17 protein-coding genes and 1 tRNA gene are annotated in these 18141 nt (G+C 49.8%); 15 read left to right on the top strand and 3 right to left on the bottom strand.

The genetic code is table 11. The features are described 5' to 3' along the window. Positions 1–18: 18 nt before the first annotated feature. Positions 19–678 carry an FtsH protease modulator YccA gene (gene yccA / locus MUU47_RS18990; protein WP_110509855.1) on the bottom strand — a complete coding sequence of 220 codons (660 nt, stop codon included), beginning with the start codon at positions 676–678 and terminating at the stop codon, positions 19–21. A 273-nt stretch (positions 679–951) separates the two neighbouring features. Between yccA and MUU47_RS18985 the strand changes: the two genes are divergently transcribed. Together MUU47_RS18985 and MUU47_RS18980 are read left to right on the top strand one after the other, a co-directional pair. Next, positions 952–2580 (top strand): ABC transporter substrate-binding protein, encoded by a 1629-nt coding sequence (locus MUU47_RS18985; RefSeq protein WP_258989719.1) that lies wholly within the window; start codon positions 952–954, stop codon positions 2578–2580. Between the two features lie 146 nt (positions 2581–2726). After that, positions 2727–2814: transfer RNA gene (locus MUU47_RS18980), tRNA-Ser, on the top strand. A gap of 263 nt (positions 2815–3077) precedes the next feature. Here the strand turns inward: MUU47_RS18980 and MUU47_RS18975 are convergent. Both MUU47_RS18975 and MUU47_RS18970 read right to left on the bottom strand, forming a co-directional pair. Further along, positions 3078–4028 carry a LysR family transcriptional regulator gene (locus MUU47_RS18975; RefSeq protein ID WP_258989717.1) on the bottom strand — a complete coding sequence of 317 codons (951 nt, stop codon included), beginning with the start codon at positions 4026–4028 and terminating at the stop codon, positions 3078–3080. 72 nt (positions 4029–4100) lie between these two features. Continuing rightward, positions 4101–4349, bottom strand: a complete 249-nt coding sequence (locus MUU47_RS18970) for a hypothetical protein (protein WP_258989715.1) — start codon at positions 4347–4349, stop codon at positions 4101–4103. A gap of 405 nt (positions 4350–4754) precedes the next feature. Here MUU47_RS18970 and MUU47_RS18965 point away from each other — a divergent pair, with 405 nt between their 5' ends. The 13 genes from MUU47_RS18965 to tssG all read left to right on the top strand — a co-directional run bounded on the left by MUU47_RS18965 (position 4755) and on the right by tssG (position 18140). Beyond that, on the top strand, positions 4755–5384 hold the full coding sequence (locus MUU47_RS18965; protein ID WP_258989714.1) for a fimbrial protein: 630 nt from the start codon (positions 4755–4757) through the stop codon (positions 5382–5384). Between the two features lie 74 nt (positions 5385–5458). Then, on the top strand, positions 5459–6187 hold the full coding sequence (locus MUU47_RS18960) for a fimbrial chaperone (RefSeq protein ID WP_258989713.1): 729 nt from the start codon (positions 5459–5461) through the stop codon (positions 6185–6187). Positions 6188–6327: 140 nt separating this feature from the next. After that, the gene (locus MUU47_RS18955; RefSeq protein ID WP_258989712.1) at positions 6328–8958 is read left to right on the top strand and encodes an outer membrane usher protein; all 2631 of its coding nucleotides are present in this window, start codon (positions 6328–6330) and stop codon (positions 8956–8958) included. A 42-nt stretch (positions 8959–9000) separates the two neighbouring features. Then, the gene (locus tag MUU47_RS18950; RefSeq protein WP_258989711.1) at positions 9001–9552 is read left to right on the top strand and encodes a fimbrial protein; all 552 of its coding nucleotides are present in this window, start codon (positions 9001–9003) and stop codon (positions 9550–9552) included. A gap of 55 nt (positions 9553–9607) precedes the next feature. Further along, the gene (locus MUU47_RS18945; protein WP_258989710.1) at positions 9608–10159 is read left to right on the top strand and encodes a fimbrial protein; all 552 of its coding nucleotides are present in this window, start codon (positions 9608–9610) and stop codon (positions 10157–10159) included. Between the two features lie 21 nt (positions 10160–10180). Next, on the top strand, positions 10181–10744 hold the full coding sequence (locus tag MUU47_RS18940) for a fimbrial-like protein (RefSeq protein WP_258989709.1): 564 nt from the start codon (positions 10181–10183) through the stop codon (positions 10742–10744). Continuing rightward, the gene (locus tag MUU47_RS18935; protein ID WP_258989708.1) at positions 10737–11834 is read left to right on the top strand and encodes a fimbrial protein; all 1098 of its coding nucleotides are present in this window, start codon (positions 10737–10739) and stop codon (positions 11832–11834) included. Before MUU47_RS18940 ends, MUU47_RS18935 begins: the two co-directional genes overlap by 8 nt. 610 nt (positions 11835–12444) lie before the next feature. Then, positions 12445–12933: a type VI secretion system contractile sheath small subunit gene (gene tssB, locus MUU47_RS18930; protein WP_258989707.1), complete on the top strand. Its 489-nt coding sequence runs from the start codon at positions 12445–12447 to the stop codon at positions 12931–12933. After that, positions 12930–14411, top strand: a complete 1482-nt coding sequence (gene tssC / locus MUU47_RS18925) for a type VI secretion system contractile sheath large subunit (RefSeq protein ID WP_258989706.1) — start codon at positions 12930–12932, stop codon at positions 14409–14411. Before tssB ends, tssC begins: the two co-directional genes overlap by 4 nt. A gap of 31 nt (positions 14412–14442) precedes the next feature. Further along, a complete protein-coding gene (locus MUU47_RS18920) occupies positions 14443–14934 on the top strand; it encodes an Hcp family type VI secretion system effector (protein ID WP_258989705.1) in 492 nt (163 codons plus the stop codon). Between the two features lie 48 nt (positions 14935–14982). Continuing rightward, positions 14983–15399 (top strand): GPW/gp25 family protein, encoded by a 417-nt coding sequence (locus MUU47_RS18915; protein ID WP_258989703.1) that lies wholly within the window; start codon positions 14983–14985, stop codon positions 15397–15399. Between the two features lie 12 nt (positions 15400–15411). Further along, a complete protein-coding gene (gene tssF, locus MUU47_RS18910; RefSeq protein ID WP_258989702.1) occupies positions 15412–17202 on the top strand; it encodes a type VI secretion system baseplate subunit TssF in 1791 nt (596 codons plus the stop codon). After that, positions 17193–18140 carry a type VI secretion system baseplate subunit TssG gene (gene tssG, locus MUU47_RS18905; protein WP_258989701.1) on the top strand — a complete coding sequence of 316 codons (948 nt, stop codon included), beginning with the start codon at positions 17193–17195 and terminating at the stop codon, positions 18138–18140. The genes tssF and tssG overlap by 10 nt, the downstream gene beginning before the upstream one ends. Position 18141 lies beyond the last annotated feature (1 nt).

Below are 18141 nucleotides of genomic sequence, written 5' to 3'. Positions count from 1 at the left end.
GGTCTGGCTGAGTCTGCGTTAGTTGCGGTTAGCGAAGCCGAGAATGCTCAGCAGGCTGACAAAGATGTTATACAGCGAGACATACAGGCTAACGGTTGCACGAATGTAGTTCGTTTCACCGCCGCGAATGATGTTGCTGGTCTCAAACAGGATGGCACCCGAAGAGATAAGGATGAACACCGCGCTAATGGCCAGGTGCAGCGCAGGTAATTGCAGGAAGATATTCGCCACCATACCGACAAGCACGACGACCACGCCCGCCATCAGCATCCCGCCGAGGAAAGACATGTCTTTGCGCGTGGTCAGTACGTAGGCCGAGCAGCTAAAGAACACCAGTGCAGTGCCGCCCAGCGCCATGCCAATCACATCACCCATTCCGGCTGCAAGATACGCGTTCAGCATTGGCCCGAGGATGTAGCCCAGGAAACCGGTGAAAGCGAACGCCGCCAGAATACCGGTCGGTTTATCGGCCAGTTTGTAAGTCAGGAACATCAGGCCGTACATGCCGACCAGCGTCAGAATCAGCCCTGGTGAAGGCAGCATCAGCACGGTGCTTGCGGTGGCGGTGATCGCCGAAAACGCCAGCGTCAGGCTCAGCAGGAAATAGGTATTGCGCAGAACTTTGTGCGTGCTCAGTAGCGAAGTACGGTCACGCGACGAGGTAATAATGCGATCCATAGTCACTCTCTATATTAAGGCCAGGGTATTAACTGCCGAGAATATGTAAATAAACGCCAAAGCTCTAGTGCTTTTACCCATCTTTACCGACCCGCTCCCCTCGTAAACCAGAAGAATATATCGACGTTAAACCGTCAGGCAGAATGTTTGTTTTTTTTCAACGTCAGGCCAGATCAACATCTTATAGGGTACTGAAAAATATTGCGTTATTGCAAATCCGCCGCTAACACTGAGAGCGGTGTCATCAATAATGAAATCAATAAGGCAAAGGATATGAACCTACTAAAACACAATCACATCACGCTCGCATTACTCGCAGCCGGGCTTATCAGCTCGGCTTCAATTGCCTGTGCAGCCAACGTTCCCGCAGGCACGCAGTTGGCGGATAAGCAGGAACTGGTCAGAAACAACGGTAATGAGCCAGCGTCGCTTGACCCGCACAAAGTTGAAAGTGACGTCGAGTACAATATCATCAGCGACATGTTTGACGGGCTGGTGGCAGTGAAACCCGACGGCACAATCGAACCGCGGCTGGCCGCATCGTGGGAGAATAAAGACAATACCGTCTGGACGTTCCATTTGCGTCCCGGGATAACCTGGTCAGACGGTACAGCCATCACCGCCCAGGATATTGTCTGGAGCTGGCAGCGCCTGGTATCGCCGAAAACCGCTTCGCCTTATGCCAGTTACCCTGGCAACATGCATATCGTCAATGCGGCGGATATCGCGCTTGGCAAAAAAACACCGGATACCCTGGGCGTGAAAGCGCTGGATGACAACACTTTTCAGGTGACGCTGACGCAGCCGACGGCAGCATTCCTCGCGATGCTTGCACACCCGTCGTTAGTGCCTGTCGATCAGGTGCTGATTACTCGCTTCGGCGATAAATGGACGCTGCCGGAACATTTCGTCAGTAGCGGGGCGTACAAGCTTTCGCAGTGGGTGGTCAACGAACGGATTATCGGTGTGCGTAACAGTAAATATTGGGATGACGAACATACGGTTATCAACAAAGTCACCTATCTACCGATTCACTCGGAAGCAGCGGACGTCAATCGATACAAGGCGGGTGAGATAGATATCGTTTATACCTTACCTATCAACCAGTTCGCGCAGCTGAAAAAGACGATGGGCGCTCAGGTTGACGTCTCACCACAGCTCGCCACTTACTATTACGAGTTCAACACCACCAAAGCGCCGTTCAACGATGCCCGTGTGCGTCGGGCGCTAAATATGGCGCTGGATAAAGACATCATCGCCGATAAAGTGTTGGGGCAGGGGCAGAAGCCCGCCTGGCTCATCAGTCAGCCAGAGATTGGTGGTGTAACGCTCCAGGCTCCGGACTACGCCAGTTGGCCACAGGAGAAACGCATCGCGGAAGCGAAAAAGTTACTCACTGAGGCCGGGTTTGGGGCCAACCATCCGCTGTCGTTTAATTTGCTCTACAACACGTCCGAATCACATCAGCGTATTGCCATCGCCGTCAGCTCGATGTGGAAGAAAAATCTTGGCGTGGAAGCGAAGCTACAAAATCAGGAATGGAAGACTATGCTCGATACGATGCATACCGGTGATTTTGATGCGGTGCGCTATGCGTGGATTGCCGATTATGACGATGCGGCAAGCTTCCTTGATACCTTCCGTACAGGCGACAGTCAAAACACCAGCAAATACAGCAACCCGGCTTACGATGAAGCAATGCGCAACGCGGCTATGGCGAAAGATGTCACTGAGCGTGGCAAGTTCTATCAGCAGGCGGAAGACATGCTGGCGCAGGATGTTCCCGCCATTCCGGTGTATCACTACGTGCGTACGCACCTTGTGAAGCCGTGGGTAGGGGGTTTTACACCTGACCGACTCGGCTACTACTACACCAAAGACATGTACATCAAAAAACATTAAGCGTTTATATGATGATAAAAATGCCTAATAACTGCTCGGTATGTTGTTAATTTAGCCGAATAACAACAATTTGACTGTTTTTTGCGCGAACAAACAAGGTGGGGCTTTACAGGAAGTTCGGGTATGTTTATAGTGCGTCCCACTTAGGAAGCGTGGCCGAGCGGTTGAAGGCACCGGTCTTGAAAACCGGCGACCCGAAAGGGTTCTAGAGTTCGAATCTCTACGCTTCCGCCAAACAAAACAAGGGGTTACCGAAAGGTAACCCCTTGTTGCTTTGGACACCTGGTAAAGCGTTGGTATATTCACTTTCTATATTTTATTGGGTGTTCCCATCTGAATGTAAAAATCGACCTCTCAACATCCCTTGTTTTACCTTTCACTCCGCAACCCTTCTCGTTTTATTCTTGATACAGTATCAGCAACGTATTGAATATGGTGGTGGTACCCGGTAAGCGTACGTGCCACCGGGCAAAATATTTATGGTAAGCCAGGCAATATCAGCGCTTATTTTCTGCCGTCAGTGGAAACACGCTATGAATGTGGTCAATAATTTTCTGCGAGATTTCATCCTGCATATTCACTTTCTTATAGCTCATATAGATAGGGTTTGGTGTAAAAGTAATATTTGTTTTTATTTTCTTAATATTAAAAGATGTATGTATTTGTTGGTAAAAACGTTCTGTGATCACTGCGACAAGATTTGTTTTCTCAGCCACCGCACCCATGGCTAATATGGACGAGGTGCGTAAGGCGAACTTGCGCTGCTCGAAGATTTTCGCCAACTCGGACTGCGCTCTTTTAACTGAACTGGCATAAGAATCGAAAATGGAAAAAGATTCCTGATACAGATCTTCAATATTCGCCGTTTCCTTAATGCGCGGATGATCTTTCCTGCACACCAGGCAGCGTTGTTCGTAGAACAGAACTTCCGAATAAATGGAACTGTCATAAATCGGATCAATATCAAAGACCAGATCCACTTTCCGTAACGCCAACAGCTCACTGGCAGAATCGGATTTTGGATCATGATATTGATGCACTACTTTGCAGTTAATTTTCTCTTTTTCGATAAACAGGCAAATCAGTGGCAGTATGATAGTGGCCAGATAAGGCGTGCAGTAGACAACCAGACGATTTTTGGTCATTTTGTTGGTGATTGTATCAATCCCATCAATGAGTAGGCGAAAATTTGCATCAATGGAATTGTAAAGATTGACCGCTGTTACGGTGCATGAAAGGTTGCTGCCTTCCCGCACAAAAAGCGGATCGGCAAAGTAATCCCGTAGCTTGTTCAGCGACTGGCTGATGGATGAAGCGCTGCAATTCAGCTCCAGCGCGGCATCTTTCACACTTCCGGTGTTGTACACTGCTTCAAAAACACGCAGCAAATTAAGGTCAAACTTCGAAAAAGCCGAGTTCTCGTTTTTAATATTTTCTTGCGTCATCATTCAGGCCTCCAGAGATGGAATTGTGATTATAGCTGAAGGAAGCCAACTTGTAGCTAACTGAAAATGTTACTTTTACTCAAATAATGAGTGCCATAAACGGACGTCTTTGCGGTAGTAAAATGTCAGTTTTAGCCGGGTGTTTAAAAGGTCATAGCAGGGAGACATGACCAGACAAGGAAACTCTTTTGGCCACTCGAAATATCCAATGGATTCATCTATTTCCGCATCAGAAAGAATACATCCATAATCAGAATGCGATTCTTTAGTAATAAGATAGGTTACCCAGTCCCGGTACTCACAGGCATTGCTGATAAATTTCATTTTATATTCCATACACGTTAAGGCATCCATTAATAAAATCATCAATTATTTTTTTTGCTAACATCCATGAAATTTATGCTTACAGGTGAAAGATAATTCAATTGTGATGGGCAGGCAATTTACTAAACATGAATGATTCATTTAGATTTTAATGGTGTATTGTTCATGTGAATGAATGCATCATAGGGTCTTCCAAGAATAAATATTCTGGAGCTGATACACACATTTGATGTTTATATCCAAAATAATTCGTGTTGCATCGCGGCGGCAATCGAGCGAGTCCCGATGAGCTTACTCAGGTAAGTGGTTCGGGCGAGTAAGCGCAGCCAACAAAGATGCAACTTGAATTATGACGGATATCTGTGTGTTTTCGTTCAACTTTTACTATGTGCGGAGATATCTGTCATGAAACAAGGATTTGGTTTCAAAATGTTAAAAACAGCTGGCGCTGTGTTGGTTGCAGCGGTAGCAACCGGTGTTCAGGCGGCTCCGCCTGCTGATACCGGTCTGATTACCTTTGACGGTGCGGTAAGCTCAACGACGTGTACACTCACCACCAGTAACGGTATCAGTGCGAATAACCTGACGGTCAGCATGCCGGTCGTTTCTAAAGATGAGGTGGAAGGAACCAATCTGGCGCAAGGTGTGGGCAGTAAAACATTTGAATTGCTGTTAACCAATTGCCCGGATATTGGTGGCGTGTCAGGTACTGATCCGCTTCAGGCATCGATTGCGTTTACCTCAACTCAGTTTGTCGATCTCAGCAATGGTACCCTGCATGCAGACCCTACCGTCAGCGGTGCGGCGCAGAACGTGAATATTGCGTTGTATAACAACACCGCGACCAATACCGCGCAGGTCAAAATTGGCGACCCGTCTGATATTGCAACAGCACAGGCGATCACTATGGTTAATGGTGCCGGTTCATTTGCTTACCGAGCGGCCTATGTTCCTGGTTCTTCTGTTTCGGGGATTAATCCGGTAACCCCAGGCATTGTCAGCACCAACACCACGTTTACTATTTCTTATCAGTAACGGGTAACTCAATAAGGAGCCACCGCTTTCTGTGTGGCTGTGGCTTCTTATTATCTTTCTTCAGGAATTGAATTATGACATGTTTTAATCTTAAAAAATGTATTGTCCCGGCAGTGCTGGCCGCTTCGGTTATTATCCCAATGACTTCACAGGCTGATGTGGTTATTTCCGGAACGCGTGTTATTTACCAGCAAAAAAATAAAGATATTACCGTGCGGCTTGATAACAAAGGGAATAAACCGCTGCTGGTTCAGTCTTGGCTGGATGATGGCCGTGAAGGGGTGAATCCACAGGAAATGAATGTTCCTTTCGTTATCACCCCGCCGATTTCACGTATCGACCCGAAACGCGGGCAGACGGTACGTATCAGTTCGCTGGGCGGCAATTTACCGAAAGACAGGGAAAGCGTGTATTGGTTTAACGTGCTGGAAGTACCACCTAAAGCGAAAGGTGCGGATACCGGCAATACCATGCAACTGGCCTTCCGGACGCGCATCAAATTCTTCTATCGACCAACCGGTTTACAGGGTGACCCGGCGGTGGCGGCGCAAAGTCTGAAATGGTCGGTAGCCGGACAGGGTTCCGTTGAGGCCAAAAACGACAGCAACTACTTTGTCTCACTGAACAGCGCATCGCTGACGCTCGGCGGCAAAAAATACGCAGTCGAAACAAAAATGGTCTCTCCACATAGCAGTTTAAAAATGTCGGTCAAAGGTCTTTCTGCTTCGGCCTCTGGCGCGAAATTAACTTATGCAGCCATTAATGATTTTGGTGGTGCGATTACCAAAGATGTGACGCTTTAATTTTGTTTGAAAGACACGGATCGTCTTGAATTTCCCGGTGCACGCAGGCATGAAGGACAATTAGGTTGAATAACAAATACAGCAACACTTCTATTAGATTATTTCTGCTTTGTAATGCCTGCTCATTATTTACGGCTCCTGTGCTGGCTACTACGCCGGCAGAAATACACGCGGGTGCTCTGCAACAGGCAGAACAAGAAACGCCTGCTGCAGAGCACCCCGTTGAAACACCCACACTTCAAGCAAACCAACCGCAGTCAGCAGATGATGAAGCGTTAGAGTTTGACAGCAGCTTTCTGGTCGGGCAGAGCGCGGCGGTGGACCTCAGTCGCTATGCCAGAGGTAATCCGACGCCACCAGGTACTTATACGGTCAACATCTATTTAAACGACCAGATGCTGCTCAGTACGCCGGTTAGCTTTATCGCCAACGGTACGCCGAATTCCACGCCGTGCCTGACGAGCGAGCTGCTGCGCCAGCTCGGCGTCGATAGCAGCCAGTGGCAGGAGTCGGTCGAAGGCGAGGACGAAGAAGAGGTCGCCAAACGCTGCGTCGATATTAAAAAATTCGTGCCTGAGGCAAAAATCAAATACGACAGCAACGAACAGCGTCTCGATATCGGTCTGCCGCAGATATATATCGTCAAACAGCCACAGGGGTATGTCGATCCCTCACGCTGGGAAACGGGCATTAACGCGGCGATGCTCTCTTACAACGCTAACGTTTACCGCTCCAGTAACGATGGCGATGTCTCGGAAAGCGCCTATGCGGGGCTGAATTACGGTATCAATCTGGGGGCCTGGCGTTTTCGCGCTAAAGGCTCATTGAACTGGGATCAGGATGACGGCACCGATTATGACAGCCAGGAAATGTTTGTTCAGCGTGATATCACAGCACTGAAAGCACAATTGGTGCTGGGTGATAGCTATACCGATGGCACGACCTTTGATTCGCTTAATTTGCACGGTTTGCGTTTATACAGTGATGACCGTATGCATCCCAGCTCGTTAAACGGCTATGCGCCGATTGTCCGTGGCGTCGCCAACACCAATGCCAAAGTCACGGTGCGACAGAATGGTTCAATTATCTCTCAAACCACCGTACCGCCGGGTGCGTTTGAAATAACCGATTTGAACCCGACCGGGTATGGCAGTGATTTAGACGTGACAGTGGAAGAGGCTGATGGCAGTAAGCGGACATTCAGCGTGCCGTTCTCGTCAGTGGTGCAACTGATGCGCCCCGGCCAGTCGCGCTGGGAGTTTGATGTCGGCCAGCTCAGCACTGATAGTTTATCCACAAAACCCAATGTGGCGCAGGGAACCTGGTACTACGGCCTGAACAACACCTTTACCGGTTACATCGGTTTGCAGGCGACGGATGACAGTTATTACGCAGGGTTGCTGGGTGTGGCAGTGAATACCTCGCTAGGCGCCTTAGCGCTGGATGTTACGCAATCCTCTGCGGAAATCCCGAACGACAAAACCCGTAAAGGCCAGAGTTATCGCGTTTCTTACAGCAAATTACTGGAAGCGACAGACACCTCACTTAGCGTGGCGGCCTATCGTTACTCCACTGCAGATTACCTGAGCCTTAACGATGTCGCGCAGATGATTGACGATCGTAAACATCAGGATAATCAGGACAAAAGTTTTAATGATTATAAGCGCCTGCGTAACCAAGTGCAGCTCAGTGTTAGCCAGCCACTAGGATCAGATGAAAACAGTTACGGCTCTGTCTATGTCACCGGTAGTTGGCAGAACTACTGGGATGAATCCCGCGCCACAAAACAATATTCGGCGGGTTACAGTAATTCATTTAAATGGGGCAGCTACAGCATCTCGATGCAGCGCAGTTATGACGAAGATCTGAAGAAAGACGACAGTCTGTACGTCAACATCAGTATTCCGTTGGTCAATCTGCTGGGCGGGGGGGGCGGTGAACAGCATCATCCGGCCTTTGACACCCTAAACATCGGGATGAACTCCGATCTGAAAGGCAGTAGCCAGACCAATGCGACTGCCAACGGCAGCACGGAAGACGACAGCTTCAGTTATGGCGTCAACGCTAGCTATGACGTGGCGAAGGAGGCGGAAAATACCCGTCAGGTAGGCGGTTACGGTACATACAACAGTGCCTACGGGCCAGTCAGTGCTTCGGCGTCGTTTACCAATGACAACGGGCGTCAGTTCTCGCTGGCTAACAGCGGCGGGGTGGTTGTCCATTCCGGCGGCGTCACTTTTGCACCGGGCAGTATCGGCGAAACCGATAGCATTGCCCTGATAAATGCGCCAGGTGCCACCGGGGCGAAAACCACTAACGGTGACGGGCGTATTGATGGCCGCGGTTATGCCATCAGCACCTCATTGTCGCCATACCGCGAAAACAACGTCGGCTTAGATATCAGCACCCTCGAAGCCGATGTAGAGGTGCAGAGCACCCAGGCCACCACCGTACCGCGTGCCGGTTCGGTAGTGAAAGTGGAATTTGCCACCAACCAGGGGCGCTCGCTGTTACTGAATCTACAGCGCAATGATAAAGGCTTTATTCCGCTGGGTGCCACGGTATTTGATACCAACGGTAACGAAGTCGGCAGTGTTGGCCAGGCCGGGCGGGCCTTTGTGCGCGGCACACAGGACAGCGGTACGCTGAAAGTGGTGTGGGGTAATACCGTTGACCAGCGCTGTATGGCGCGCTATGCGGTTGGCGGTAGTGCGCAAAGCGTGGGGATGACCCAGGTGATTGACCATGTGATGTGCCAGGTCAGCCATTAATTAACTAACGCAATATTTTCCGGATGAAGAGGGTTAACCATTATGAATAAACATATTAATTACACCGCTGTAGTGTTGCTACTATTTTCAGCAAACAGTTTTGCGATATCGGACTCGGTGACGGTTGATATCACCGCGAACATTAAAGAAACCACCTGTGATATTTCACTCAGTGCACAAAATCTGCAAGGGGCTAATGCCATCACCTTTGGCAGTGATGCCGACGGGCGTGTAATAGATGAAGATATCATAAACGCGACCGGGAGCGCACTAACAAAATTTAGCCTCAATATTGATGGTTGCCCGGCAGGCCTTTCAACCATCAAAACGCGTTTTTCCGGAACTACACGAGCTGGAGATCCGACGTGGTTAATGGGATGGGGTAGTGACAATGTTGGGGTTGCATTATATCGGGAAGGCGAGGAAACCACGCTGTTTCATATAAATAGTTCGATCGATTCTGAAATACTGGTCTGGCGCCCTGACGAAATACAGAATAAAAAAGCGAATTTAATGGCCAGATTGCTCCAGGTTGGCCAAGTAAGTTATGGAAATCATATATTCCCAATGACAATGTTATTTAGTTATGAATAAGGGTAGGGTGATGAGAACAACGTTAAATTACATGACCAGCTTACTGGTAAGTATAATGACATTTATTTCGTTGTCGGCATCGGCGGCACCGATGATTACCGGTACCGACAGTATGGATGTCACATTCAATGCGAATATTATGAAAGCAACCTGCGTCAATAAGGTCGTAGACTATCGTTCTGGATCCGGCATGGATTCCCCTGCCATTACAGAAATTGACTTCGGGGATATCTATCGCTCTGAGTTTAAAACTGAGGGATACATAAAAGCTTACACGGATTTCGCAGTAGGTACGGAAGGCTGCAGTGTTAATGACGTCATAGTCACAATACAATCAGTTGCGGGCTGTGACGGTATTTTTTACAAAAATGCAAATATCACCGATGGTGTGAGTAATCTGGTTATGAAAGTGGCTAGCGACCTGTCTAATCCGGGGATTGATACTTATTCATGTGGTGGTAAACCAGGTACGCCTATATCGTTGTATAAGGGAGACGCGATGCAGCCATTTAAAGTCGGGCTTTACCCTGCACCGGGGAAAAACGTCGATGATATTACCTCCGGCCAGTTTACGTCGCCATTAACGTTCATCTTTACTTACGATTAATGCTGACTGCGGAGTGTATCAATGTACGGTTATTATTTTCTTCTGGCTCCGTTATTGTTTTCCGCGACACTCTTGGCGAGTGAAGATAACGTTGACGTTGATATCAAAGCAAATATCATTACCAATACCTGCTCGGTATCTGTTGAAAACGGTGCCAGAATTACGTTACCCGTCGTCAAACCCGAGTGGTTTGATAATGGCTGGACGGCCACTACCGATACGGGCGGCCGCTCGTTTGCACTGTTATTAAAGGATTGTGGCGCGCCATCCGGTGCGTCGCATAACACCCTGCATCTGACGTTTGCACCGCAGTCGGGTGCAGATGTAACTAATCAGGTGTTCCCCAATGAAATTTTGCCTGCCAACGGCGGTGCGCAGGGAGTGGGGATCGTCATCTTCAGCGAGCAATATCGCACCAACGTGCTCAATACCAGCGGGCAGGGCGACGTGACCTACGACATAACCGGTAAAGCGAAACAGGATATCAGCAACCGCTATCTCTTCCACGCCCGTTATCAGAAAACCGATGTGGTGGTTCCAGGGAAACTGACCAGCAATATTATTATCGGAGCGTATTATGACTAATTTATTGGCCGTGAGAAATCTGCCACTGCTACTGGCAATATCAGGTCTGAGTGTGCTATCGGTTTCCGCAGCCCAGGCGACGGAGAGTCACTGCACATTTGTGTCCGGCAGCGGCACGCAGTTAGTCAGCCTCGGGTCGCTGGGCGGTGTCAATGTCAAAGCCACCGTCTCCACCCCGACGCAAATTGGCAACGTGGTAGGCTACCAGGCAGGTAACGCAAAATCACAGTGTGTGGATGTGTCTAATAACGGCAGCCGCGTGCTATGGACGCGCTTTAACCCGGCCACGGCCACCGCAGGCACAATAATGTCGGCGCAGGGGAAAAAAACTCCGCTGATTACTACCTCGGTGCCAGGCATTGCTTACACCCTGGCGCTGGTCTCATCCAGTGGTATTACCGTTGATGCACGAACGGCGGCCTCAGCCGACTGGAACGAGGAAGGGCAGTATGAGGTTGGTCAACTCAATGGCGCAACCTGGCGTTATGTGGTCAAACTGTACCAGTTGCCGGGGTTTAAGCTTGGCTCGGCCAGTGCGGTGACACTGCGCAGTGAAAATATCCAGAGCCTGTTACTCGGCACCCCAACCCTTGATGCGGGTAGCAGCCTGAATTTACAGAGCAGCCCTGCTAGCCTGACGGCCCCGCTTATCAGCCCAACTTGCCAGACGGCAACGCTCGCGCCAGGCAGCCATGTCAGTGGTAATGAGTTGCAACTGGGCGATTATTACATGAGCGAACTCAAACTTGGGCAGTCAGCGAAAGCGGTGCCGTTTGCACTGAGCTTCACCGGCTGTGCCGGTACAACCAAAATTACCGTTAAGCTGAGTTCAAACACTGTTTCAGTGAATAACCCGCAGTTATTAAGCCAGAGTGGTGTGGGTGCCTCTGGGTTTGGCGTGAAAATTGAAGGCATTGATGGCGCAATGACGCTAATACCCAACGATGTGCAATCTTCCTACAGTAAATCTGATGCTGCCATGCCCGATGACCGCCAGCTGGATTTTAATGCTTACCTGATGGCAGATGGTGGACCAATGGCCAGTGGGGCATTTAAAACTACAGCGACGTTTAATTTGAGCTATGAATGACGCAAAGGGTTAGCTATGCCAGACCTGTTTTATTCGAACAGGCGGTGAGATAACCTACCAGTCGTCAGCGACGACGTTATTATAAAGGTAACATCATTTTTGTCCTGAAGCGCCCGGTTCAAAATATTCTGGCAACCCATTTGAACGCGAAAAATAACTCAGCGAAAAAACTCGAGGCGATTTACCAAAATAAAAAAGCTTCAAATATGCCGAGGGGATTAAAAACATCACTACTCAAATATATTCCCCGGTGGCAAGGATGGACAACAGCAAGCACAATGAAGTCATTTTTGCGGCGTGCCATAAATATTGCGATGAGAGACGCAAAAAACTGAATGAAGCGTCATTACTGAGCTGACTCACACTCAACGCTCACCTGACTATAAGCGCACACTCCTCACATCGTGAAATGGGCCACGTGATTAAGGGTAAATTGTATTTCATCCATAAAGCCGATGTCATTGCAGACATGTTGTATTATCACGGTTTGCGTAACCTCGGCGTTATCTGTTTTTGAAGTCGTAAATAAGTCATTTAATTGAATGATTTGTGCTGCTTGGAATATCATTCAGGTGAATCGGATTCTTGTTAACCAGACGGTGAATTAACCATGAGTAATACGCAACAAAAACTCGGTAAAGCGCGACCGCCTCGCGTACAAATAACCTATGACGTAGAAATCGGCGGTGCGCAGTCCCAAAAAGAATTGCCTTTAGTGATGGGCGTAATGGGTGATTTTGCCAAGGACGAAGCTCCATTGCGCGATCGCCGTTTTACGCACATTGATAAAGATAATTTCAATGATGTGATGGAAGGGATGGCGCCTTCTGTCGATATGCTGATTGAAAGCGCACTGCCGGAAAAAGAAGGCCAGTTGGCGGTTTCTCTGACCTTCAATTCCATTGATGATTTTTCGCCGGAAAATGTGGCGTTGCAGGTTGAGCCGCTGCGTAAACTGCTTGAACTGCGGGAGCAGTTGAGTGACTTACGCAACCGCACCGCCAGCAACGATCGCCTGAAAGAACAGCTGGTCGAATTACTGGAACGCCAGAATGGTGAAGCAGGCTCAGCCACTTCCGCAGAAGGAGAGGCGGAATGAGTGACATTCAGGTAATGAATGCGGCAGAGCTCGCCGAACAACCAGCCGATTTTCTCGATCAGATTATTGATAATACCCAGGCTATTCGCCGTGAATCTGACCGCGGTAAAGTCAAAAAGCAGCTGGATAATTTTTTGTCTGAAGTGGCTTCCGGTGCGGTTATCGTTTCTAACGATTTAGTCGGCAGCATCGAAATGCGTATCGCGGCCATTGACGAGCTGCTCTCGGCGCAGGTCAGCAAAATTATTCAGGCCCCGGAATTCCAGCGCAAGGAGTCGTCCTGGCGTGGTCTGCATAAACTGGTGCAGAGCAGCGTAACGGAAAATACCAAAGTTCGCGTCTTTAACTGCACCAAAAAAGAGCTGCTGCGTGATTTCAAATCCGCGTCTGATTTCGACCAGTCATCGCTGTTTAAAAGCATCTATGAGAGTGAGTATGGCACCTTCGGCGGTGACCCGTATTCTGCCTTCGTGGGTGACTTCGAATTTGATGCGATGCCGGAAGATATCCAGCTGCTGGAGCAGATTTCCCACGTCGCCGCTGCGGCGCATGCGCCTTTCCTCAGCGCTGCTAATCCGGGCATGTTCGCGATGAGTTCGTTCTCCGAAATGCCACGTCCGCGTGATATGGGCAAATTGTTTGATACCTCCGATTATGCCCGCTGGAAATCGTTCCGTCAGAGCGATGATTCACGCTATGTCGGACTCACGCTGCCGCGTGTTATCGGTCGCCTGCCGTATGGCTCGAAAACCGTGTCTGTCGACATGTTCAATTTCGAAGAAGCCATTGATGAAAACAACGCTGGTGCCAGTTACCTGTGGGTCAATGCCGCCTATGAACTGGCTGGCCGTATGGTCGAAGCGTTTGAAGAGCACGGCTGGTGTGCAGCCATTCGCGGCGTTGAAGGCGGTGGCCTGGTGAAATCACTGCCAACCCACAGCTTTGTCTCACAAACCGGTGAAAAAGTGCTGCAGTGCCCAACCGAAGTGGCGATCTCCGACCGTCGCGAAAAAGAGCTGGCAGATCTGGGCTTTATTCCGCTGGTGCATTGCAAAGGTACAGACTATGCGGCGTTCTTCGCTGTGCAGTCGGTGAATAAAGCGCGGAAATATGATTCTGAACTGGCTAATGCTAACGCCAAGTTGTCCAGCCAGCTGCAATACATTATGACCACCTCACGCTTCGCGCATTACATGAAGTCCATTGTGCGTGACAAAGTTGGCAGCTTTATGTCGCGCTCTGAGTGCCAGCATTTCCTGCAGAACTGGATCAACCAATATGTTGTTGGTGCAGACAATGTAGGGCCGAGTATTAAAGCAAGTCATCCATTGCGTGAGGCCGTAGTTGAAGTTGTTGATGTTCCTGGTTCACCAGGAAGTTATCGTGCAGTGGCTTATTTGAAACCGCATTTCCAGCTTGAGGGGCTCAGTATGTCACTGCGCCTTGTAGCGGAACTCCCTGCATCTACTGGTGCATAATATTTTTTCATTTACTTATTAGGATATAGAAATGGCTACTGAAGCATTATTGATGCAAATTGACGGCCTTAAGGGTGCTGTAACTGATAAAGGTTATAAAGATTGGCTGTCTATTTTAACTTTCAATAACGGAGTTAGTAATCATGCCCAAATCAACAATGGTTCCGGACAGGTTGTTACCGATGGCGCGTATTGGGAACGCATCCATTTTGCAAAAATGATGGATAATACCACCACTCAACTGATGAATCATGTTGCATTGGGAGCTGCTATTAAAAAGATCACTGTTATTAAATCTGTGACTTATGATGATAAATCCGTCGAGCAGTTTAAGTTTATTTATAGTGATTGTGTTATGACCAGTTTTGGTTTTGATGCTTCAGCAGAAGGCGGTGTGCCGGTTGAAAGCCTGAGTTTTGTTTTCGGTAAAGTCCAATTTGAAACTAACATGGCTGAGCCCGATGGTAAAACAGCTAAGCAAGGTCCTGTGGGCTACGATCTTGTGACGAATACTAGGCTGTAATTTATAAGGGCAGTGTGTTTTTTACACACTGCTTCTTTAGGAAGTGATATGATTACTTTGTTACAGCGACTCACCGATAATAACCCAAAAAATATGGACGAACAGCAAGAGGCTGAAGACCAAAGCGAAGTGTTGATAGCCGATATACTGTTGCTTTTGTCTTCAAGACCTCGTAGTTACCACGTCGAAAATATTCCCGCTATTAATGAATCCATCATTAATTACGGGGTGAGTGATGTTTTCGCCAGCGATACGCCGCGCCTCGAGCGAAATTCGATTATGCGCGAGCGTATTCAGACAGCACTGCAACGCTTTGAACCCCGGCTTATTCAGATTGAGGTATTCCCGGGCCAGGCTCAGGGCGGGATCAGCTCATTTATTATTGAAGCTGACGCGTTTTTTGGCCCGGTCCGTTATCACCTGATGTGGGATGATGTAATTAGCCAGTTTTCTTTGCGAAATTAACGAGTATTGATAATGTTGGCGAATAAATTAATTTCATATTATCAGAAAGAACTTGCCTGGCTGAAAACGCAGGGCAAGATCTTCGCTCGCCATTTTCCCAAAGTTGCTCGTCGTCTGGGGATTTCCGAAGGGGCATCCGAAGATCCACACATTGAACGGCTGATCGAGTCTTTTGCCCTGGTCACCGCGCAAATCCAGCAACGACTGGATGAAGACATGCCAGAAGTCACCGATGCGTTGCTGACGGTGCTGGCCCCGCAGTTCCTGCGTCCATTTCCCTCGGTGTGCATTGTGCAAATGTCACCGGACGCCAAAATTAGCGCGCTGACCTCCGGTAACTTGATCGAGGCCGGAACCGGTTTATTCTCCACGCCAGTCAACGGTCAGGTCTGCCGTTTCCGCACCGTATACCCGGTGATGCTCGAGCCCGTCAGTCTGTCGAAAGCGCGTCTGCATCTGGATGACGACACGCTGTGCTGGAATCTCAATTTGCACTTCTCGGTCTGGTCTGGCGCGACGTTAAGTGCCCGTTCCTTGCGTCTTCATCTCGGCGGCGCAAGCAGCATCGTTAATATTCTCTATACCCTGCTGTGCAGCGAGGTTCACTCGCTTGCTTTACTGCATGACGAGCAGCGTCATCAGCTTTCTGCGCAGGCGATTCTGGCAGCCGGGTTTGATGAAAACCAGAATCTGTTGGCGGGTGACTCGCGCATTTCGCCCACCCACAGTCTGTTGCAGGATTATTTCTTCTTCCCGCAGAAATTCCATTTTATTGACCTGCCGCTGCCTGCCGGTTTTGTTGCCGGCAGCAAGAGCGAATTTACCCTGAGCTTACAGTTCAACCGCTGCGCGATTGCCACACAGCTGGAAAAACTGGCCAGCATGGTCAACGAAAGTTTCTTTTTGCTGAATTGCACACCGGCGGTCAATTTGTTTGAGCATCGCGCTGAGCCCATTAGTCCGGATCACGAAACGGCGGAATACCCGGTTATTCCTGATATTCGCCATCAGGATGAGATGGATGTCTGGTCGGTGGATAGCGTTTCAGCAATGAGAAAGCAGGGCAATGAAACGCTCTCCAGGCCCATTTACCCGTTGTTCGGCCTCGATCATTCTGCTCCTGACGGCGAAAGCGGTCTGTTCTGGCAATGTATGCGCCGGGAAACTGACACCAGCAATGTCATGTTTATCGCTTTTACCGACCGCGGCGAGCAACCGATGGTACCGGGGAGTGACGTTGTTAGTCTGAAACTGACCTGTACCAATCGTGAAGTGCCTTCGGGGATGCGTAACGGCGACCCGGCCGGTGATTTTGAATCAGAACTGCCGATTGCCGGGATGAAAATCACTGCCTTAACGCGCCCAACGTTGCCGGTCAGGCCGCCGATGAAACAGGCCGCTCGCTGGCGCTTAATCTCCCAGCTTTCGCTCAATCACATGCTGGTCAGCGGGCCGGAAGGCGTTCGGGTGCTGAAAGAAACTCTGGCACTGTACAACTTTTCCGATAATCCGGGGATCACGCGGCTGATCAACCTGTTGCGCACCGTGGAATCCTCGCCGGTAGTGGCACGGCTGGTCCCGCAGGATCCGCAATCGATGGCCCGTGGGATTGAAATCCGCGTTACCTTTGCTACCGAAGCCAGCACTGAGGCCGAGTATTTTCTCTTTTGCTGCTTCATTGACAGCTTCCTGGCGCTCTACGCGCCGGTCAACAGCTTCACCCGTGTGGTGACTGCCATTGAATCCCGGGACGAATCCCGCCGTGCGTGGCCCATCCGTGCGGGGAGGTTGTCATGGATTTAACCACGCTGTTCAGCCCGCATAATTTTTTCCAGCAGGTGCGCACCATGCTGCGTCTGCTGAGTCGGAAACAGCAGATCGACAGCAAACGTGTGCTGGAAGATCAGATAAAATTTGTCTCTCCGCTCTCGCTGGATGCCCCACAGGGCGAAGTCGGCCCGATTGAACGTCAGGGTAAAAACCACTGGCAGCTCGAAGTGGCAGCGCAGGGGCTGACGGGCTCGCTTGGCGCATTGCCGACGGTATACACCGAATGGCTCATTGAGCGGCACTACCGCTACGGGGATAAAACCGCCAAAGCATTCCTGGATATTTTTAACCACCGGCTGCACACCCTGCGCTATCTCGCCTGGCAGAAATATCACTATTACGCGATGGCGGAATTCTCGACGGATCGCCCGTTAAGTGAGGCGCTTCGGGCATTTGCCGGGGTTACACATAGCGTTGCGTCATTCCAGCAGGAGCGCTTTGCCGATCTGTTCGCCCATTCGGTGCGCTCGATGCTCAATCTGGAAACGTGGCTCAAACACACGTTCTCCGCCCCGGCAAAAATCACGCCGTTTACTGGCGAATGGCGCGCCATGGCCCCTGAATTGTGCTGCTGCCTGGGGAAACCGTCACAAACGCTGGGTTCGGCGCCGATGTTGGGCAGCGTTTACTGGGACCGGCAATCGCATTTCACGGTCACGCTGGGGCCGGTGTCGCTTCAGGATGCCGGGCTGTTTCTGCCACAGGGCAGGTATTACAAAAAACTGTGGTCGCAGATCCGCGAGTACGTGGGGGCCGGGCTGGATTTCGACATCGACCTGCTTATCAAAAATACATCGAACGGGATGACGCCACTCGGCGCAGGCCAGCTCGGCCTGGACATTTGCCTGGGGCGCTCGTCTGAGGCCGGTCTGCACTCGATTCGATTACCGATCTACCGGGAAGGAAAATAAT

This window comes from Scandinavium hiltneri (assembly GCF_024764835.1).
In the GTDB taxonomy this organism is placed as follows: Bacteria; Pseudomonadota; Gammaproteobacteria; order Enterobacterales; family Enterobacteriaceae; genus Scandinavium; species Scandinavium hiltneri.
Note: the sequence above shows the minus strand (reverse complement) of the source record. Positions and strands in the feature narration are given on the sequence as shown.